Origin of the sequence: Streptomyces sp. NPDC046859 (genome assembly GCF_040645135.1) — a bacterium.
Taxonomy (GTDB): domain Bacteria; phylum Actinomycetota; class Actinomycetes; order Streptomycetales; family Streptomycetaceae; genus Streptomyces.
In genome coordinates this window covers 15,344-31,083 of sequence record NZ_JBEYXR010000020.1, presented here as the reverse complement: position 1 = coordinate 31,083, position 15,740 = coordinate 15,344, and the positions used below count along the sequence as shown (strand labels likewise).

General features: G+C 72.3%; 13 protein-coding genes. 3 read left to right on the top strand and 10 right to left on the bottom strand.

Going from position 1 to position 15,740, the window contains the following annotated elements; translation table 11 throughout:
- The gene (locus tag ABZ899_RS26275; RefSeq protein ID WP_361350547.1) at nt 1-576 is read right to left on the bottom strand and encodes a hypothetical protein; all 576 of its coding nucleotides are present in this window, start codon (nt 574-576) and stop codon (nt 1-3) included.
- A gap of 160 nt (nt 577-736) precedes the next feature.
- Here ABZ899_RS26275 and ABZ899_RS26270 point away from each other — a divergent pair, with 160 nt between their 5' ends.
- Entirely contained in the window at nt 737-1,642 is a 906-nt protein-coding gene (locus ABZ899_RS26270; protein WP_361350545.1) for a universal stress protein, read from the top strand.
- Between the two features lie 229 nt (nt 1,643-1,871).
- Here ABZ899_RS26270 and ABZ899_RS26265 read toward each other — a convergent pair whose 3' ends face one another.
- From ABZ899_RS26265 to ABZ899_RS26255, 3 genes are all read right to left on the bottom strand, one after another.
- On the bottom strand, nt 1,872-2,867 hold the full coding sequence (locus ABZ899_RS26265; RefSeq protein ID WP_361350543.1) for a cytochrome d ubiquinol oxidase subunit II: 996 nt from the start codon (nt 2,865-2,867) through the stop codon (nt 1,872-1,874).
- Nucleotides 2,868-4,295, bottom strand: coding sequence for a cytochrome ubiquinol oxidase subunit I (locus tag ABZ899_RS26260; RefSeq protein WP_361350541.1), 1,428 nt, complete (start codon nt 4,293-4,295; stop codon nt 2,868-2,870).
- A 174-nt stretch (nt 4,296-4,469) separates the two neighbouring features.
- Nucleotides 4,470-5,681 carry an MFS transporter gene (locus tag ABZ899_RS26255; RefSeq protein ID WP_361350539.1) on the bottom strand — a complete coding sequence of 404 codons (1,212 nt, stop codon included), beginning with the start codon at nt 5,679-5,681 and terminating at the stop codon, nt 4,470-4,472.
- Between the two features lie 489 nt (nt 5,682-6,170).
- Between ABZ899_RS26255 and ABZ899_RS26250 the strand changes: the two genes are divergently transcribed.
- Complete coding sequence (locus tag ABZ899_RS26250) at nt 6,171-6,806, top strand: RNA polymerase sigma factor (protein ID WP_361350538.1); 636 nt, start codon at nt 6,171-6,173, stop codon at nt 6,804-6,806.
- On the top strand, nt 6,803-7,873 hold the full coding sequence (locus tag ABZ899_RS26245; protein WP_361350536.1) for a CU044_5270 family protein: 1,071 nt from the start codon (nt 6,803-6,805) through the stop codon (nt 7,871-7,873). The genes ABZ899_RS26250 and ABZ899_RS26245 overlap by 4 nt, the downstream gene beginning before the upstream one ends.
- 310 nt (nt 7,874-8,183) lie before the next feature.
- On the opposite strand, the gene ABZ899_RS26240 is transcribed toward ABZ899_RS26245, so the two are convergent.
- From ABZ899_RS26240 to ABZ899_RS26215, 6 genes are all read right to left on the bottom strand, one after another.
- The gene (locus ABZ899_RS26240) at nt 8,184-9,206 is read right to left on the bottom strand and encodes an LLM class flavin-dependent oxidoreductase (protein WP_361350534.1); all 1,023 of its coding nucleotides are present in this window, start codon (nt 9,204-9,206) and stop codon (nt 8,184-8,186) included.
- A gap of 44 nt (nt 9,207-9,250) precedes the next feature.
- A complete protein-coding gene (locus ABZ899_RS26235; RefSeq protein WP_361350533.1) occupies nt 9,251-10,240 on the bottom strand; it encodes a phosphotransferase in 990 nt (329 codons plus the stop codon).
- 276 nt (nt 10,241-10,516) lie between these two features.
- Nucleotides 10,517-12,712 carry a catalase/peroxidase HPI gene (gene katG / locus ABZ899_RS26230; protein ID WP_361350531.1) on the bottom strand — a complete coding sequence of 732 codons (2,196 nt, stop codon included), beginning with the start codon at nt 12,710-12,712 and terminating at the stop codon, nt 10,517-10,519.
- A gap of 181 nt (nt 12,713-12,893) precedes the next feature.
- Nucleotides 12,894-13,682, bottom strand: coding sequence for a tetratricopeptide repeat protein (locus tag ABZ899_RS26225; protein WP_361350529.1), 789 nt, complete (start codon nt 13,680-13,682; stop codon nt 12,894-12,896).
- 377 nt (nt 13,683-14,059) lie between these two features.
- On the bottom strand, nt 14,060-14,461 hold the full coding sequence (locus ABZ899_RS26220; RefSeq protein WP_361350528.1) for a DUF3662 domain-containing protein: 402 nt from the start codon (nt 14,459-14,461) through the stop codon (nt 14,060-14,062).
- Nucleotides 14,462-14,595: 134 nt separating this feature from the next.
- A complete protein-coding gene (locus ABZ899_RS26215) occupies nt 14,596-15,708 on the bottom strand; it encodes an alkene reductase (protein WP_361350526.1) in 1,113 nt (370 codons plus the stop codon).
- Nucleotides 15,709-15,740 lie beyond the last annotated feature (32 nt).

Sequence of the window (15,740 nt, the reverse complement as noted above, 5' to 3'; positions counted from 1 at the left end):
TCAGGCGCGCAGGCCCTCGAGTTCGGCCGCGCGACGCAGATCCTTGGGGCGGCCGAGGGAACGCCGCATGGCGATCAGGTCGTCCAGGCCGGCGTAGGCGATGGCGAAGCCCGCGGGGTCGTACGTGACGGCCGCCCGGTCGAGGCAGGGTGCCACGTCCATGGCGCCCCACGGCAGGGCGGGCGTGCAGAGGTCGCCGCTCGCGCCGGTCACCCGGTAGAGCACCTGCGGGCGGCCCAGTTCGGGCAGGTCCGTGCAGCCCGAGGCGGACAGCGCCCGGCGCAGGGCGTCCGCCTGCCCGGGTGTGCCGTCCCACAGCAGGTCCAGGTCGCCCGTCAGCTCCGTCGAGCCGTGCAGGATGCCGGCCACCTGGCCGACGACCACCGCCCGGGAACCGGCCTCGTGCAGCGCCCGCAGGAAGGGGAACGGGTCGAAGCCGAGCGCGCCGTCCGTGCCGAACGTGCCGGCCACCTCATCGGCCTCCTCCGGGCCCACCCCGGTGGCGGCACGGTCGCGGGTGCGGTCCGCGGTCCGCCGAACGGCCTGACGGAGTCGCAGTGCGGCGGTCTCATCCATCCGCTCATTCAACCGTGGCCCGGTGCCGTCCGAGGGTCCGCCCCCTCCGCCGTCCGCCGTGAGGGACCATCGGCCCCGCCCCGGGACCACGGACCCCTGTCCCGCGTCGCGGCCTGAGGACAGGGTGGAAGCAGGACAGCGGACCGAGGAGGAGACCGGTATGGCCCGCACGATCACCGTGGGACTCGACGGTTCGGTAGAGAGCCGGGCAGCCGCCGAGTGGGCGGCCCGCGAAGCGACGCTCCGCAGGGCGCCGGTACGGCTCCTCCACGTGTGGCAGCCGATTCCGGACCCCCTGGCACAGGCCCCGCTCCTCAGTACCGAGACGCAGCGGCACTGGACCGAGCGGATCCCCCGGAGCGCCGCCGAGGGGCTGCGGCTACGGCACCCCGGGGTCGAGGTGACCACCGAACAGTGGCCCGGAGCACCCGCGGACGTGCTGCTCGAATCCGCTCGGGACGCGGAACTGCTGGTCCTGGGCTCGCGGGCGCTGAGCGGCCTCGCGGGCTTCCTGGTCGGGTCCGTCGGCCAGTCGGTGGTGGCCCGCGCCGAGGTGCCGGTGGTGCTCGTCCGGGCGGGCGAACAGGCCGCCGACGAACACGTCAAGGACCCCGCCGGCATACCGTCCGCCGCCACCGCCTTCCGGCCCGTGGTCCTGGGCCTGGACACCGGCAGCCCCGACGGGACGGTGATCTCGTTCGCGTTCGAGGAGGCCCGGCGCCGCGAGGCCACCCTGACCGTCGTCGCGGGCTGGAACCTGCCGCCGTCCTACGTCTACAGCCTGGCCGCCGGCGTCGACCCCCGCGAGGGGATGATCCGCGAGCGGGCCGCCGCGCTCACCGAGGTGCTGCTGCCGTGGCGGGAGAAGTACCCGGACGTCGAGGTGACCGAGGCGTCCCGGCTCGGCAGCCCCGCGAACCACCTCATCGACGCGGCCCTCGACGCCTCCCTCGTCGTCGTGGGGCGCCGGGTGCGCCGCAATCCGTTCGGCGTCCACATCGGAGCGGTCACCCACGCGGTCATGCATCACGCCATCGCCCCCGTCGCCGTCGTCGCCCACGACTGACTCGGCCGGCATCGACGGACAGGACACCACGAAAGCAGCGGCGGCCGTCCCGGAGTTCGGGACACCCCTGGTCATCGAGGACCGGCCCGAGCCCGAGCCCGAGCCGGGGCAGGTCCGGGTACGCGTCGAGGCGCCGGGGCCGGGCCCGCCCGGCTCGTGGCGGTCCCGGGTGGGGGAGGACCGGGCCGTCTCGCCCTGCGGCACGCGAAGATCGCCCGCGAAGCCCTGACTAGTGGACGGTGAGGCGTCCCCGGCCCGCGAGCCGGAACAGCAGGACGAGGGAGGGGAGGACCGTGACCCCGGCGACACAGGCCACGACGATCAGCACCTGCAACGTGGCCCGGGGGGAGGCGCCTTCGTCGATCGTGAGGTGGGTGCCCAGCAGATACGGGTACTGGGCGACACCCCACCCACACACCACCAGCGCCACCGCCGCGGCCGCCGTCTGCCGCAGCAGGAGCGTGCGGTGGGTGAGCAGCAGGAGGATGCAGGCCACGCCGCACACCGCGGCCCCGATGACGAGCGGCAGCGCGACATGGCTGAGGTCGTGGAACAGCCGCTCGGCGTCGGCGTGCAGGACGAAGATGCCGGCCACGGACACCACCCCGGCCGCGGCGGCCGCGGCGAGACCCCGGTCGCGGAAGTACCGGACCAGCGCGGGATCGTTGGCGCGCCGCGCCTCCACGTGCAGGTACACGGCGGCCAGGTAGGCGCACACCACGACGGCCAGGACGCCGCCCAGGTGGGAGGTCGGGTGGTTCCAGCTCGTCAGCGCGTTGCCGTTGCCACCGGTCGGCACCCGGCCCGAGGCGATGGCACCGGCGATCGCGCCGAAGCTGTACGGCGTGAGGACGCTGGACAGCGCGAACACCGCCCCGTACAGCCGCTGCTCGGGTGTACGCAGGGCGTTGTGACGGAACGCGAAACCGGCTCCGCGCAGCACGATGCCGAGGGCGGCGAACACCAGGGGCAGATACAGCGTCGTGGTGATGGCGGTGAACGCGGTGGGGAAGCCGGACCACAGGATGACCAGGCAGTAGATGAGCCAGGTGTGGTTCGCCTCCCACACGGGCCCGATGGAGGCGTCGATGAGCTGCCGGGGGCGGCGGCCGCGGTCGGCGCCCCCGGCGGTGAGGTCCCAGAACCCGGCCCCGAAGTCGGCCCCGCCGAGCAGGGCGTAGGCGATCACGCCGACGAACAGGAGGACGGCGACGGTGTCCTGCATCTACTGCTCCCTCGGTCCCGGTCGGGCGGCCACGGGCTCGGGCGCCGGGCCGTAGGGAACGGTGACGTTGTCGTCCCCTTCCGCGCGCCAGCGCCGCCGCATGGAGCGCAGTACCCAGATCGCCGCCGTGCCGACCGCGCAGTACAGCGCCAGTACGCAGGCGAAAAGCGCCCAGATGTTGCCTTCGGTGGTCACCGCGTCGCGGGTCAGCAGTAGGCCCACGACGGTCCAGGGCTGCCGTCCCACCTCGGTGACGACCCATCCGCTCTCCAGGCAGAGCACGGCGAGGGCGCCGCTGACGGCGGCGGCGCGCAGGAACCAGCGGTTCCGCGGGACGCGCCGGTGCCGGTACCAGAGCCAGGCGAACCACGCCGCCAGCAGGGTCAGCAGGCTGGCCGTGCCGACCATGACGTCGAACGCGAGGTGGACGACGCTCACCGTGCGGTCGTCGGGCCGTACGTCGGCGGGGATCGCGTCGAGCCCCTTGATCGTCGTGGACGGCGAGAAGTCGGCCAGGATCGAGCCGAGGTCGGGGATCTGCCAGCCGTAGCGGACCTCGCCGTCGATCAGGACGCCGCCCAGTGTCTCGGGCACGTGGTCGTCGGTCGTGGGCACCATCTCGATGGCGGCGAACTTGGCGGGTTCGTCGTTGAAGACGTCACGGGCGATCGTGTCGCCCACGAGCAGTTGGACCGGCATGAGGCAGGCTGCCGTCACGAAGCCGATGAGGAACCCGGTGCGGTGGTAGTGGTTGTCGCGCCCCCGCAGCAGACCAGCCGCGTACACGCCGCCGACGGTGAAGCCCGCCACGATGTACGCGGCCAGCAGCATGTGCATCGTCTCGCCCCAGAACGCGCCGTTGAAGAACACCTCGGCCGGTTCGACGTCGACGACCTTCCCGTCGCGCATCGTGATGCCGCCGGGCTGGTTCATCCAGCTGTTCGCGGCGACGACGGAGGCGGTGCCGCCGATCCCGGACAGGGACACGGGGACGCCGGTCCAGAAGTGGGCCCGCGGGGGCAGCCGGTCCCAGCCGTAGATGTAGATCGAGACGAAGATCGCCTCGAGGAAGAAGAACAGGCCCTCGATGGAGAAGGGGAACCCGAACGCGGACCCGTAGGTACCCATCAAGCCGGGCCACAGGACGCCCAGTTCGAAGGTGAGGACGGTGCCGGTGACCGCGCCGACGGCGAACAGGACGGCCGCCGCCTTCGACCAGCGCCGGGCCAGCAGCAGGGCGGTGGAGTCGTCGTGCCGCAGCCCCCGGTGGTGGGCGATGAGCGTGAGGCTGGTCAGGGCGACGCCGAACGGGACCAGGATGATGTGGAAGCCCAGCGTGAAGGCCATCTGCTGCCGGGCGGGGAGCAATTGGGCGGGCTCGTCCGCAGCGGTGGCGAGACCGTGCAGGACCGCGTCGAGTGTGAGCATCGTGTCTTTTCGTCCGGACTCGCGAGTGCGCGGGGGCACCGTGGGGGAGGGCAGAGTGGTGCTCAGGCGTTCTTCTCCGTGGGCTCGCCATCACCCCTATGACCGAAATATCACTTTTGGCACGTCGGTCATGCTAGACCACGGCCCGCGCCTCACCCCGCACGTACGCCCGCGTCACCGCCGGGCGGTGTCGGCCCGCGAGGTCGTGAGGTCGCTGCGCCGCACGAGATGGACCGTCACCGCGGCGGCGACGACGATGACGCACCCCACGAAGACCAGACCGGCGCTCCGCAGCCCGAGGGGAACGGAGAGGGCGCCGATGCCGACCACGGGCAGCGAGATGCCGACGTAGGCGGCCACGAAGAGGGCGGAGATCGTCGCCCCGCGCTGCTCGGCGGGGGCGGCCCGCGCCACCCCGGCGACCGAGGCGCGGAACGACATCCCCTGCCCGATCCCGGCGACGACCGCGCCCGCCACCAGCACCCCCAGGGACTCCGCCAGCAGCGAGCCGCCGATGAGGAGGAGGCCGACGATCAGGATGGCGCAGCCCAGCGGCAGGGCGCGGCCCGGACCGGCGCGGTTCAGCAGCTGCCCGGCCGTGGACGCCAGGAACACCGCCAGGACGATCGCCCCGGCCACCGCAAGGTTGTCGACGCCCAGGTACTGCGCGGCGAACGACGGGGCCACAGCGGTGAACAGGCCCAGTACCGAGAAGCCGGCGAAGGACGCCAGCCCCGCGGGCACGAAGACGGACCGCGTCTGCGGCGGCACCACCATGCCCTCGGGGCGCAGCGGCGGACGCGGAACCGGGCGGTGCACGGACTCGGGCAGCGCCGCCACCAGGACCATGGCGACGGCCAGCATCCCGAGGTGGACCAGGAAGGGCAGCCGCAGGGGGTGGGGGGCGTACTCGGCCAGGACTCCGGCCAGCAGCGGCCCGCACCCCAGCCCGCCCATGTTCGCCGCGGTGGCCGCGAACGCGGCTCGCGCCCGCTCGTCGGGGCGGGCCAGCTCGGTGACGGCCGCGGTGGCGGCGCCGCTGAGCAGCCCCGCGGCGAACCCTGAGAACACCCGGCCCGCGAACAGCAGGGGAAGCCCGCCCTGGAAGAGGAAACAGAGCGCGGACAGGGCCGACAGCACGAGCGAGGCGAAGATCACCGGCCGGCGGCCCAGCACGTCGGAGAAGTTGCCCGCCATCAGCAGGGCGACGATGACCCCGACGGCGTACACGGCGAAGATCACGGTGATCATGAACTGCGAGAAGCCGATCTCCTCGCGGTAGAGCCCGTACAGCGGCGTGGGCAGCGTGGTGCCGGCCATGCCCACGGCGAACACCACGGCCGCGACGACGTACCAAGGGAATTGCCGCTTCCTGGGTTCCGTCATTCCGCCCTTCCCTGGGTCGCCGGGGCGCGGCGGCCTCCCGCGCACGAGCCGGCTCGACGTGATCAGCTCACCACAGGCGGCCGGCACGCGCATTCCGCCGCGCGCCGGAAGAGGGCGACCCGGCCGAGCGGGTGCTTCCGCGTCGCCGTCCGCCGGTACGCCGACAGCGCGGACCGGGAGACGGTACGTCCGGCGCGACGGGTGATCCGCCGGGTCCCGGCGACGACGTGATCCTTCCTGGTGGCTGCGACGCCGCACGCTCCCGGCTCGGTTCCGCCTGCCGCCGTCGGCACCCCTGTGGTGAACAATGCCGTCGACGGGGAGGCGGACGTGCACAACGGCGACGGGCCGCGCGGGAACGGGCGGCGTGCCGAGGCGACGGCCGTTCACGCGCCGCGGCCTCACGACACCCGGCGGGACACCGGCTCCAGTCGTTCGAATGTGACGCAGGTCATGGGAACTCCCCAGCACGGGCCGACAGTTCAAGTCGTGACCACAGAGAGACGAGCGCGGGTGCGCAACGGGGACCCGGATGCCTTCGCGGAACTTTTCGACGAGTGTGCCCGCGCGGTGTACAACCACGCCTTCCGCCTGACCGTCGACTGGTCGACGGCCGAGGACGTCATGGCGACGACGTTCATGGAGGCCTGGCGGCGCAGGGACACGGTCGAGGCCGAAGGGGGCACGCTGCGGCCGTGGTTGCTCGGCATCGCCACCAACGTGGCGCGCTCCCACCACCGCAGCGACCGCCGCTACCGCGCGGCGGCGAACGCCGCGGCGGCCGCGATGGAGGACGTCGAGGACCACGCCGAGGCGATCGCCGGACGGCTGGACGACCGGCGCACGCTCCATGCCACGCTGACCGCCCTGAGCCTGCTCAAGCGTCCCGAGCGCGAAGTGCTGACCCTGTGCCTGCACGAGGGGATGGCGTACGCCGAAGTGGCGCGCGTCCTCAAGATCCCGGTCGGGACGGTCCGCTCCCGCCTGTCCCGCGCCCGCGGCAAGCTGCGCCGGCTCACCGACGCGCAACTGCTTCGCGAAAAACGGGAACCCATCCCCGCAAACCGGCAGATACAGGATGACCGCGGATACGCGGTCCGGTCCGCACAGGAAGGAAACCGATGAACGCCAGCCCCTCCCACCAGCCTCACCCGGCTGAGTGGACGGAGACGCAGAGCCTGCAGCCCTGTGTCGAGCGGGATCTGCCGGCGGGCCGCCACCAGTTCCACAAGGAGCAGTTGATGGCCCGGATCCACGAAGACCTGCGCACCACCACCCGCCCCGAGCCTCCGAGGCGCCGCCCCAACCCGTTCCTGCGCCGTACGGTCCTGCTGCCCGCGGCGGCCCTGGCGCTGGCCGGAGCGGTCGCGGGCGGTTTCGCCCTCCGCGGCGGCGCCCCGGACGGCGGCACGACCGCGCTGGCCACCGGCCCGGCCCTGACCACCACCGTCGGCGCCGCCGACGCCAAGGGAGCCCCCCGGCTCCTCGACCGGATCTCCCTGGCTGCCGCCGACACCTCCACGCCCACGCCGCGCGAGGGCCAGTACATCTACATCGCGTCGAAGGTGGCCAGCACCTACCCCAGGACCGTCGGCGACAAGACCACGGTGGTCAGCGAGGAACTGCACCCCCGGCAGGTCTGGAACTCCCTCGACGGCAAGGACGGCTGGCTGATCGAACGCGGCCGGACGGGCGACGAGGGCATCACCCTCGCCGGCGAGGTGGGGATGCGCGGGGCCTACGACGTCCTCGCCACGCTGCCGACCGACCCCGACGCGCTGCTGCGGCGCATCTACCGCGAGTCGGACGCCACCCGCGACCACGAAGTGCCGCGCGACCAGGCCGCGTTCGTCGCCATCGGCGATCTGCTGACCGAGAGCTACCCGCCCGCCGACGTCAGCGCGGCCCTCTACAAGGCCGCCGCCAAGATCCCCGGAGTGGTCGCGGTGGAGGACGCGGTCGACGCCACGGGCCGGCACGGCGTCGCCATCGCCCGGGAGGACGGCACCGCCGGAGAGCGGACCGAGTGGATCTTCGACAAGAAGACGCTGCGGTTCCTCGGCGAGCGCATCGTCGTGGTCAAGGCCGTGGAGGACAGCCCGTTCGAGGTGGGCACCGTCACCTTCACCAGCGCGATCACCCAGCGTGCCGTCGTCGACGCCAACAAGCAGGTCCCCGGAACGGCGAGCTGAACGCCGGGGAGGGCACCGGCCGCCGCCCCGCTTCGCGGCGCGTCGGCACGCCTCCGACGCTGCCTGAAACGCGTCCGCGGTCGACGCGATGACGACCGTGTCCTGGAGGGCGGCAGGGGGAGGGCGGCGCTCCTCCTCGTGAAGGAAGGAGGGCGCCGCCCCCCCGGGCACGATCGTGGCCCCGAGGGCCCTCGCGAGCCGGGAGAGCAGACCGCTGAACTCCCTCCCCGGGCGAAGGGGGTGGGCGTCACACGCTCACGGCCCCCCTGTGCGACCCGTGACCGGAGGCCCCGGTCACGGGTCGGTGCGTTCAGCGCCAGCCGAGTTCGGGTGCCACGTGCGTGAGGATGCTCTCCAGCACGTGCGTGTTGTAGTCGACGCCCAGCTGGTTCGGGATCGTCAGCAGCAGGGTGTCGGCGGCCTGGATCGCCTCGTCGTCCCGCAGGAGCTTCACCAGTTCGTCCGGTTCCCCGGCGTACGACCGCCCGAAGATGGCCCGGGTCGTGTCGTCGATCATGCCGATCTGGTCGCGGGACCGCCTGTCACGCCCGAAGTACGCCCGGTCGAGGTCGTCGGTGAGGGCGAAGATGCTGCGGCTGACCGACACCCGGGGCTCCCGGGTGTGGCCCGCCTTCCGGTAGGCCTCCCGGTACGCCTCGATCTGCTTGCGCTGCTGGACGTGCAGCGGCTCGCCCGTCTCGTCGTCCTTCAGCGTCGAGCTCTGCAGGTTCATCCCGAGCTCGCCGGCCCAGACCGCGGTCGCGTTCGACCCGGAGCCCCACCAGATCCGGTCGCGCAGGCCCTCCGAGTGCGGCTCGACGCGCAGCAGACCGGGCGGGTTGGGGAACATCGGCCGGGGGTTGGGCTGGGCGAACCCCTCGCCGTCGAGGACCTTGAGGAACTCCTCGGTGCGGCGGCGTGCCATGTCGGTGCCCGTCTCACCGGCAGCCGGCTCGTGCCCGAACAGGCGCCAGCCGTCGATGACCTGTTCCGGTGAACCCCGGCTGATGCCGAGCTGTAGCCGGCCGCCCGCGATGAGGTCGGCGGCGCCCGCGTCCTCCGCCATGTAGAGCGGATTCTCGTAGCGCATGTCGATCACGCCGGTGCCGATCTCGATCGTCGAGGTCCGCGCCCCGATCGCCGCGAGCAGCGGGAACGGGCTGGACGCCTGCCGGGCGAAGTGATGCACCCGGAAGTACGCGCCGTCCACGCCGATCTCCTCGGCGGCGACCGCGAGGTCGATCGACTGGCGCAGCATGTCCGCGGCCGTCCGGGTCTGGGAATACTCCCCGGGCGACCAGTGCCCGAAGGAGAGGAAGCCGATTTTCTTCACACCTCACCCAGCGCCCGGACGCTCCATTCGATTCCCGCCGCTGCTCAGCGGGGCAGCAGGGCGAGCGCTTCGTCCGCGTTGTGCTCCGCGATCTGCCGCATGACGGTGCGGTGCGGGAAGTCGCCGTCGAGGAGACGCAGCGGACCGGCCACCAGGGAGAGGTGCATCGCGAGGGTGTACAGGTCGAGCCGGGCCGGATCGAGTCCGGGACGGGACAGGGCCCGGTACCGCTCACCGAAGCGCAGCTTCAGAAACACGTGCTCCCACTCGACGTCGAAGTACATCAGCCCCTCGATGTCGATGAGGACGGGGTGCCCGGCGGTGTCGACGAGGACATGGTCGGGCCCGAGCTCGCCGTGGATCAGCCCGTGCTCGCTGCGCGGAGCCACCCGCGCGGCCAGCTCGCGCAGACGGTCCTGCAAGGGGGCCGCGGCGGAACCGATCCTCGGGTCCCGGCCGGCCGCCTCCGTGAGATCGCCGAGAGCCCGCTCCAGCACCAAACCCTGGCACGACTCCCCGCTCGCCAGGTCGCCGCGTCCGAGTACGTCCACACGGCCGTACGGCGCACTGCGCTGCCGGTGCATCACGTCGAGCATGGCCGCCAGCTCGCTCATGGCATCCGACGCCCGTACGGGATCCGCCCTCAGCAGCGCTTCCAGCGTGCCCCCGGCGACGTCCTCGACGACCGCCACGTCAGCCGGATACCGGGTTCGGCTGTCGTCGGCGAAGAGGACGGCCGGGGCCCGCACGCCGAGGCCGTCCAGCGTGCGCTGAGCGGCCAGGAAGGGCACGAGGCCGGAGGCCGGTGCGAAGGGGTGGGCCGCGTCCACGCCGTCCGCGCCGGGCCAGAAGTTCTCGGCCTCGGCCCAGCTGTAGACGATCACTCGCTCCGGCCGCGGTCCGTCCGTGTGGACGCGGTACACGCCCTTCTTGCTTCCGCCGCGCAACCGCTCGACCCTGACGACGTGAACCGCGGTTCCCCGTGCTTCCCGCACGACCCTCGACAGGGCTTCCTCCTCCGCGAACTGGCGCATCCGGCGACCCTACCCAGGCGGGGCCCGGGATCAGGCCGCACCCGGGTGGGAGGCGAAGGATCCGGCCGTCCGCAGACGGCCCCGCACGACTGCCGCGTTCGTCACCGAGGCACATGAAGAAGCCACCGCCGACGAGGGCGGCGGCGCGTGGGTGCCGGGTGTCGGCGTCGTACAAGCCGGTCTCGGCGAAGGTGGCCTCGTGGCGGTGTTCGCCCCCTCTTCGGGTCGGCCTGCCGTACGGTGCGTGCGGCAGGCCGACGTCGACGAGGGCGCCCGTCAGCGGTGAAGGTCGTACCGGTCGAGGTTCATCACCTTGTCCCACGCGGACGTGAAGTCACGGACGAACTTCGCGTCGGCGTCCCGGGAGGCGTACACCTCGCAGAGGGCGCGCAGTTGGGAGTGCGAGCCGAACACGAGGTCGGCGGCCGTCGCGGTCCACTTGACGTCGCCCGTCACGCGGTCGCGGCCCTCGTAGACGTTCTCCGCCGAGGTGGACGTGGCCCACTCCGTGCCCATGTCGAGGAGGTTCACGAAGAAGTCGTTGGTCAGCGTCCCGAGCCGTTCCGTGAGGACGCCGTGCCGGGCGCCCTTGAATCCGGTGGTCAGGGCGCGCATGCCGCCGATCAGGACGGTCATTTCCGGGGCGGTGAGGGTGAGCAGGTTCGCGCGGTCCAGAAGAAGAGTCTCCGGGGAGAGCTTCTCCCCGGCTCGCAGGTAGTTGCGGAACCCGTCGGCCGCGGGTTCCAGGACGTCGAAGGCGTTCACGTCCGTCTGTTCCTGTGTGGCGTCCATACGCCCCGGCGCGAAGGGGACGGTGAGGTCGTGCCCGGCGTCGGCCGCGGCCTTCTCGATGGCGGCGGCGCCGCCCAGGACGATGAGATCGGCGAGGGAGATCCGTGTGCCGCCGGTCTGTGAGCTGTTGAAGTCCTGCTGGATCTGCTCGAGCCTGCGGACGGTCTCGGTGATCTCGGGGACGTCGTTGAGCTCCCAGTCCTTCTGCGGCGCGAGCCGGATGCGTGCTCCGTTGGCGCCGCCGCGCTTGTCGGTGCCGCGGAAGCTGGCGGCCGAGGCCCAGGCGGTGGTCACGAGCTGGGAGACGGACAGGCCCGAGTCGAGGACGGTGCGCTTGAGGGCGGCGATGTCCGCCTCCCCGACCAGGTCGTGGTCGACGTCGGGCACCGGGTCCTGCCACAGCTGCGGCTCGGGGATCCAGGGACCGAGGTAGCGCGAGCGGGGACCCATGTCGCGGTGCAGCAGTTTGAACCACGCCTTGGCGAAGGCGAGCGCGAACTCCTCCGGGTTCTCGTGGAAGCGCTTGGAGATCGGCCCGTAGACCGGGTCCAGCTTCAGCGCGAGGTCCGTCGTCAGCATGATGGGCGCGTGCCGCTTCGACGGGTCGTGGGCGTCAGGCACCGTGTCCCGGGCGGCCGGGTCGGTGGGCGTCCACTGGTGGGCGCCGGCCGGGCTCGTCGTCAGCTCCCAGTCATAGCGGAAGAGGTTGTCGAAGAAGCCGTTGTCCCACTTGGTCGGCTCGTACGTCCACGCTCCCTCGAGACCGCTGGTGAGCGCGTCCGAGCCCTTGCCCGTGCCGTAGGTGTTCCGCCATCCCAGGCCCTGCTGCTCGATGGGGGCACCCTCGGGCTCCGGACCGATGTAGCTCGGGTCGACCGCGCCGTGACACTTGCCGAACGTGTGACCGCCCGCGATGAGCGCGACCGTCTCCTCGTCGTTCATCGCCATCCGCCTGAACGTCTCACGGATGTCCCGGGCGGCGGCCATCGGGTCGGGGGTGCCGTTGGGGCCCTCCGGGTTGACGTAGATCAGCCCCATCTGGACGGCGCCGAACGGACCGGTGAGCTCGCGGTCCCCGCTGTAGCGCTCGTCGCCGAGCCAGGTGTCCTCCGGGCCCCAGAAGATCTCCTCCGGCTCCCACACGTCCTCCCGCCCGAAGGCGAACCCGTACGTCCTGAACCCCATGGACTCCATGGCGCAGTTCCCGGCGAACACCAGGAGGTCGGCCCAGGAGATCTTCTTCCCGTACTTCTGCTTGACCGGCCACAGCAGGCGGCGCGCCTTGTCCAGGCTCACGTTGTCCGGCCAGCTGTTCAGCGGGGCGAACCGCTGCGCTCCCATGCCGCCGCCGCCCCGGCCGTCCGCGATCCGGTACGTGCCCGCCGAGTGCCAGCTCATCCGGATGAAGAGCGGACCGTAGTGCCCGTAGTCGGCCGGCCACCAGTCCTGCGACGTCGTCATCACCGCGAACACGTCCCGCTTCAGCTCCTCGACGTCGAGGGAGGCGAACTCCTCGGCGTAGTCGAAGTCGGGGTCCATCGGATTCGAACGCGGCGAGTGCTGATGGAGGACCTGGAGATCGAGCTGGTTCGGCCACCAGTCCTGGTTCGTCCGGGGCCGGGTGGTGGGCTTCGGGGTGGGGGAGGGGATTGCCGGGTTCTCGCTCTCACTGGCGGGCATGTAGGCGTCCTGCTTCCTGTTTTGTGTCCCTTTTTTCCGATTCTGCTCCTGACGTTGGGTGCTTTGGCCGCGCCGGGCAATCCGACACGCGCGCAGGGGGCGCCATGGCGCCCACAGGAGGGAAGCCCGGGTGCGCCGCCGCGCCCGGCGGCCGCGCGCGTGATCCCCGGCGGTGCCGCGCCTACGGCTGGGCGGCGTCGATGCGCCCGAGCAGCGTCGCGGCCTCGACGGTGCGGCGGTGCGCCGGACCGAAGGACGCCAGACAGGCGTCGTGGGCGACCGCGGCCCGGCGGCGGGCGTCGGAGGTGCGCCCCAGCCCCAACAGGGCGTTGCCGATGGCCAGTTCCACGGCGCCAGTGTCCGGGTGACGCTGGTCCGCGGGCAGCACGTGGTACAGCTCGTCGGCGCTCTGGGCCACGGCGAGGGCCTCTTCGTGGCGGGCCTGGCCATTGAGGCTGCGCGCCAGCCCGAGCCGCAGGACCAGGGCCGCCCGGTCCCGTGCGGCGTGGGCGGCCAGGGCCTCGCGGGCGTGCGTCTCGGCCTCCTTGTGGCGACCCTGCGCGTTGAGCGCGAAGACCAGTCCGTTGCGGGCGGCCGAGGCCAGGAGGGCCATGTCGGGGCCGGTGCCGCGCGCCGCCGCCTCGGCGACCGCCGCGCACTCCGCCTCGCACTCGGCGTACCGATCGAGCGAGACCATCTGCTGGGCGCGGTCCGAGCGCAGTTTGAGAGTCAGCCAGTGATCCGCCCCGAACAACCCGCTGAAGACGGGCAGTGCCTCGTCGTAGGTGGCGAGTGCTTCGGCGTGCCGGCCTTGGGCGCCTGTCGCGAGCGCGGCGATGTTCAGCGCCACGGCCGTGTACTCGTCCTCGCGCGGCCGCGACCGGGCCACGGCGCGGGCCTCGGCCTCCGCTTCGGCGTAACGCCCGGCCTCGTAGAGTGCTTTGGCCTCGGAGACCGGAGTCCCCTTCATACGCTCGGCGTCACTTCGGCCGCGTCGGAAGAATCGCATGCCCGGGAGCATACGCATCCCGCACCGGTCGCTCGGCGACGAGGCGGGGAGAGGCGGAGGGTCCCGCACGGTGCTGGGCCGGCGGGGTCCTTGAGTGCCCCGGTCCGGTGCCCTGTCCGGTGAAGGGGACGACGTACCGCACCGCCGCCCGGCCTCCCGCGCCGCACCCTGCTCTCTTCCGAGGTCTGCGGGCGGCCGCGGCCCTGGGTCCCCTGTACCGGGTGGACCTCCCACCGACGACGGGGACCTCGCCCGGCTGCGCCACGTCCCGGCCGCAGGTCACCGGAGCCACCACCGCGGCCCCGAGCCCGGCACGAGGCGATGGACCGAGCAGTGCGTCAGCCGCTGACGGAGGGAAAGCCGACGGCGCTCACGTGCGCCATCGCCTTGCTCGTCACCCGGTAGCGGTCGTTGGGGACGTCGGGGGACGTGGTCACGTGCACGGCCAGAGGGCCCGCCCACTCGTAGCCGCGGCGTGCGCCGTACTGGGCCAGCTTGTCGGTGAGGACCTGCCCCACGCGGGCGCACTGGCCGCCGAGTTCGGCCTGGACGTGCTCGGCGAGCTCCACGTCGTAGGCGTTGGGGACCACGACCCGGCTCTCGCTGCACACGACCGCGTGACGGTCGCACTCGCGCCGCAGCGCCGCCACCAGCTCGACCGGCTCCTTGGGGAACCACCGCTCCCACAGCCGCCCGCCGACCCGCTCCAGCGCCTGTTCCCATCCCGTGAGGTTGCTCATCCGCACGCCACTCCTCTGTCCCGTCGTCACGGCCTTGCGTCACGCCATGGAATGGCGGGTGCCCAGAACGCCGACTTCATTGCCTCGGAGCTCCCGCCTTCTCGCATCTCCTCGTGCGAACGGTCGTGCCCGTTCTAGGAGCCGGCCACCGTGGGGTAGTCCGTGTAGCCCTTCACTCCACCGGCGTAGTACGTGTCGCGGTCGCCGTCGGCAAGGGGGTGGCCGTGGGCGAAGCGGCCGACGAGGTCGGGATTGGCGATGAAGGGCGCGCCGAACGACACCGCGTCAGCGAGCTGCCGTTCGAGCAGTTCGTTCCCGGTGGCCTGCGTGAAGCCGAGGTTGGCGATGACGGCGCCGCGGTAGTGGCTGCGGAAGCGGGTGAACGCCGTGAACGTGTCGTCGGTGCCCGCGTCGGGCGTTGGGCCGACGAGGTGGAGATAGGCCAGGTCGCTGTCGCCGAGGCGCTTCAGCAGCAGGTCGTAGTCGGCCAGCACTTCGGCGTCCGCGGTGAAGGCCGGTCCGCCGTTCCAGTACGGGGAGAGCTTGACCCCGACACGCTCGCCGCCCCACACGTCGCTGACGGCGTCCACGACGTCGAGGAGGAACTGGGCGCGCTTCTCACTGGTGCCGCCGTAGGCGTCGGTGCGCCGGTTGAGCCGGGGGTTGAGGAACTGGGCCACGAGGTGGGAGCCCTGCGCGTGGATCTCCAGGCCGTCGAACCCGGCGCGCAGGGCGTTGGCGGCTGCCTGCCGGTAGCTGAGGATGGTGTCCGCGATCTCGGCGCCGGTCAGGGCCCGGGGTGTGACGGTGTCCTTCGGGCCGTCCGGGGTGAAGGACATCTCCTCGGGGTTGACCGCCGACGGGCCGGCGGGGAGGCGGCCGCCGTGGTGGTCCGGGTGCGAGACGGCACCGAGGTGCCCGACCTGGGAGACGATCCTGCCTCCCGCCGCGTGCACGGACTCGGTGACCCCGGCCCAGCCGGCGGTCTGTTCGTCGGTGTAGATGCCGGGGACGTGGATGAAGCCGATCGCGTCAGGGCTGACCCAGGTCCCCTCACTGATGATCAGACCCGCGCTTGCGCGCTGTGCGTAGTACGTGGCGTGCAGATCGGTGGGGGCCAGTTCGGCGTTGGCGGCGCGGGCGCGGGTCATGGGGGCCATGACGACCCGGTTGGGCAGTTCGAGCGCGCCCAGCCGGACGGGGCGCAGGAGGGGCTGGGTGTCGGGTGCCGTGGTCTGGTCGGACATGAGGGTCTCTTCCGTGAGGTGAGGCGCTCCTC

Bases quoted from the DNA above. Each gene is read 5' to 3' on its own strand.
- ABZ899_RS26275 (WP_361350547.1), bottom strand. From the start codon at position 576: ATGGATGAGACCGCCGCACTGCGACTCCGTCAGGCCGTTCGGCGGACC.
- ABZ899_RS26270 (WP_361350545.1), top strand. From the start codon at position 737: ATGGCCCGCACGATCACCGTGGGACTCGACGGTTCGGTAGAGAGCCGG.
- ABZ899_RS26265 (WP_361350543.1), bottom strand. From the start codon at position 2,867: ATGCAGGACACCGTCGCCGTCCTCCTGTTCGTCGGCGTGATCGCCTAC.
- ABZ899_RS26260 (WP_361350541.1), bottom strand. From the start codon at position 4,295: ATGCTCACACTCGACGCGGTCCTGCACGGTCTCGCCACCGCTGCGGAC.
- ABZ899_RS26255 (WP_361350539.1), bottom strand. From the start codon at position 5,681: ATGACGGAACCCAGGAAGCGGCAATTCCCTTGGTACGTCGTCGCGGCC.
- ABZ899_RS26245 (WP_361350536.1), top strand. From the start codon at position 6,803: ATGAACGCCAGCCCCTCCCACCAGCCTCACCCGGCTGAGTGGACGGAG.
- ABZ899_RS26235 (WP_361350533.1), bottom strand. From the start codon at position 10,240: ATGCGCCAGTTCGCGGAGGAGGAAGCCCTGTCGAGGGTCGTGCGGGAA.
- katG (WP_361350531.1), bottom strand. From the start codon at position 12,712: ATGCCCGCCAGTGAGAGCGAGAACCCGGCAATCCCCTCCCCCACCCCG.
- ABZ899_RS26225 (WP_361350529.1), bottom strand. From the start codon at position 13,682: ATGAAGGGGACTCCGGTCTCCGAGGCCAAAGCACTCTACGAGGCCGGG.
- ABZ899_RS26220 (WP_361350528.1), bottom strand. From the start codon at position 14,461: ATGAGCAACCTCACGGGATGGGAACAGGCGCTGGAGCGGGTCGGCGGG.
- ABZ899_RS26215 (WP_361350526.1), bottom strand. From the start codon at position 15,708: ATGTCCGACCAGACCACGGCACCCGACACCCAGCCCCTCCTGCGCCCC.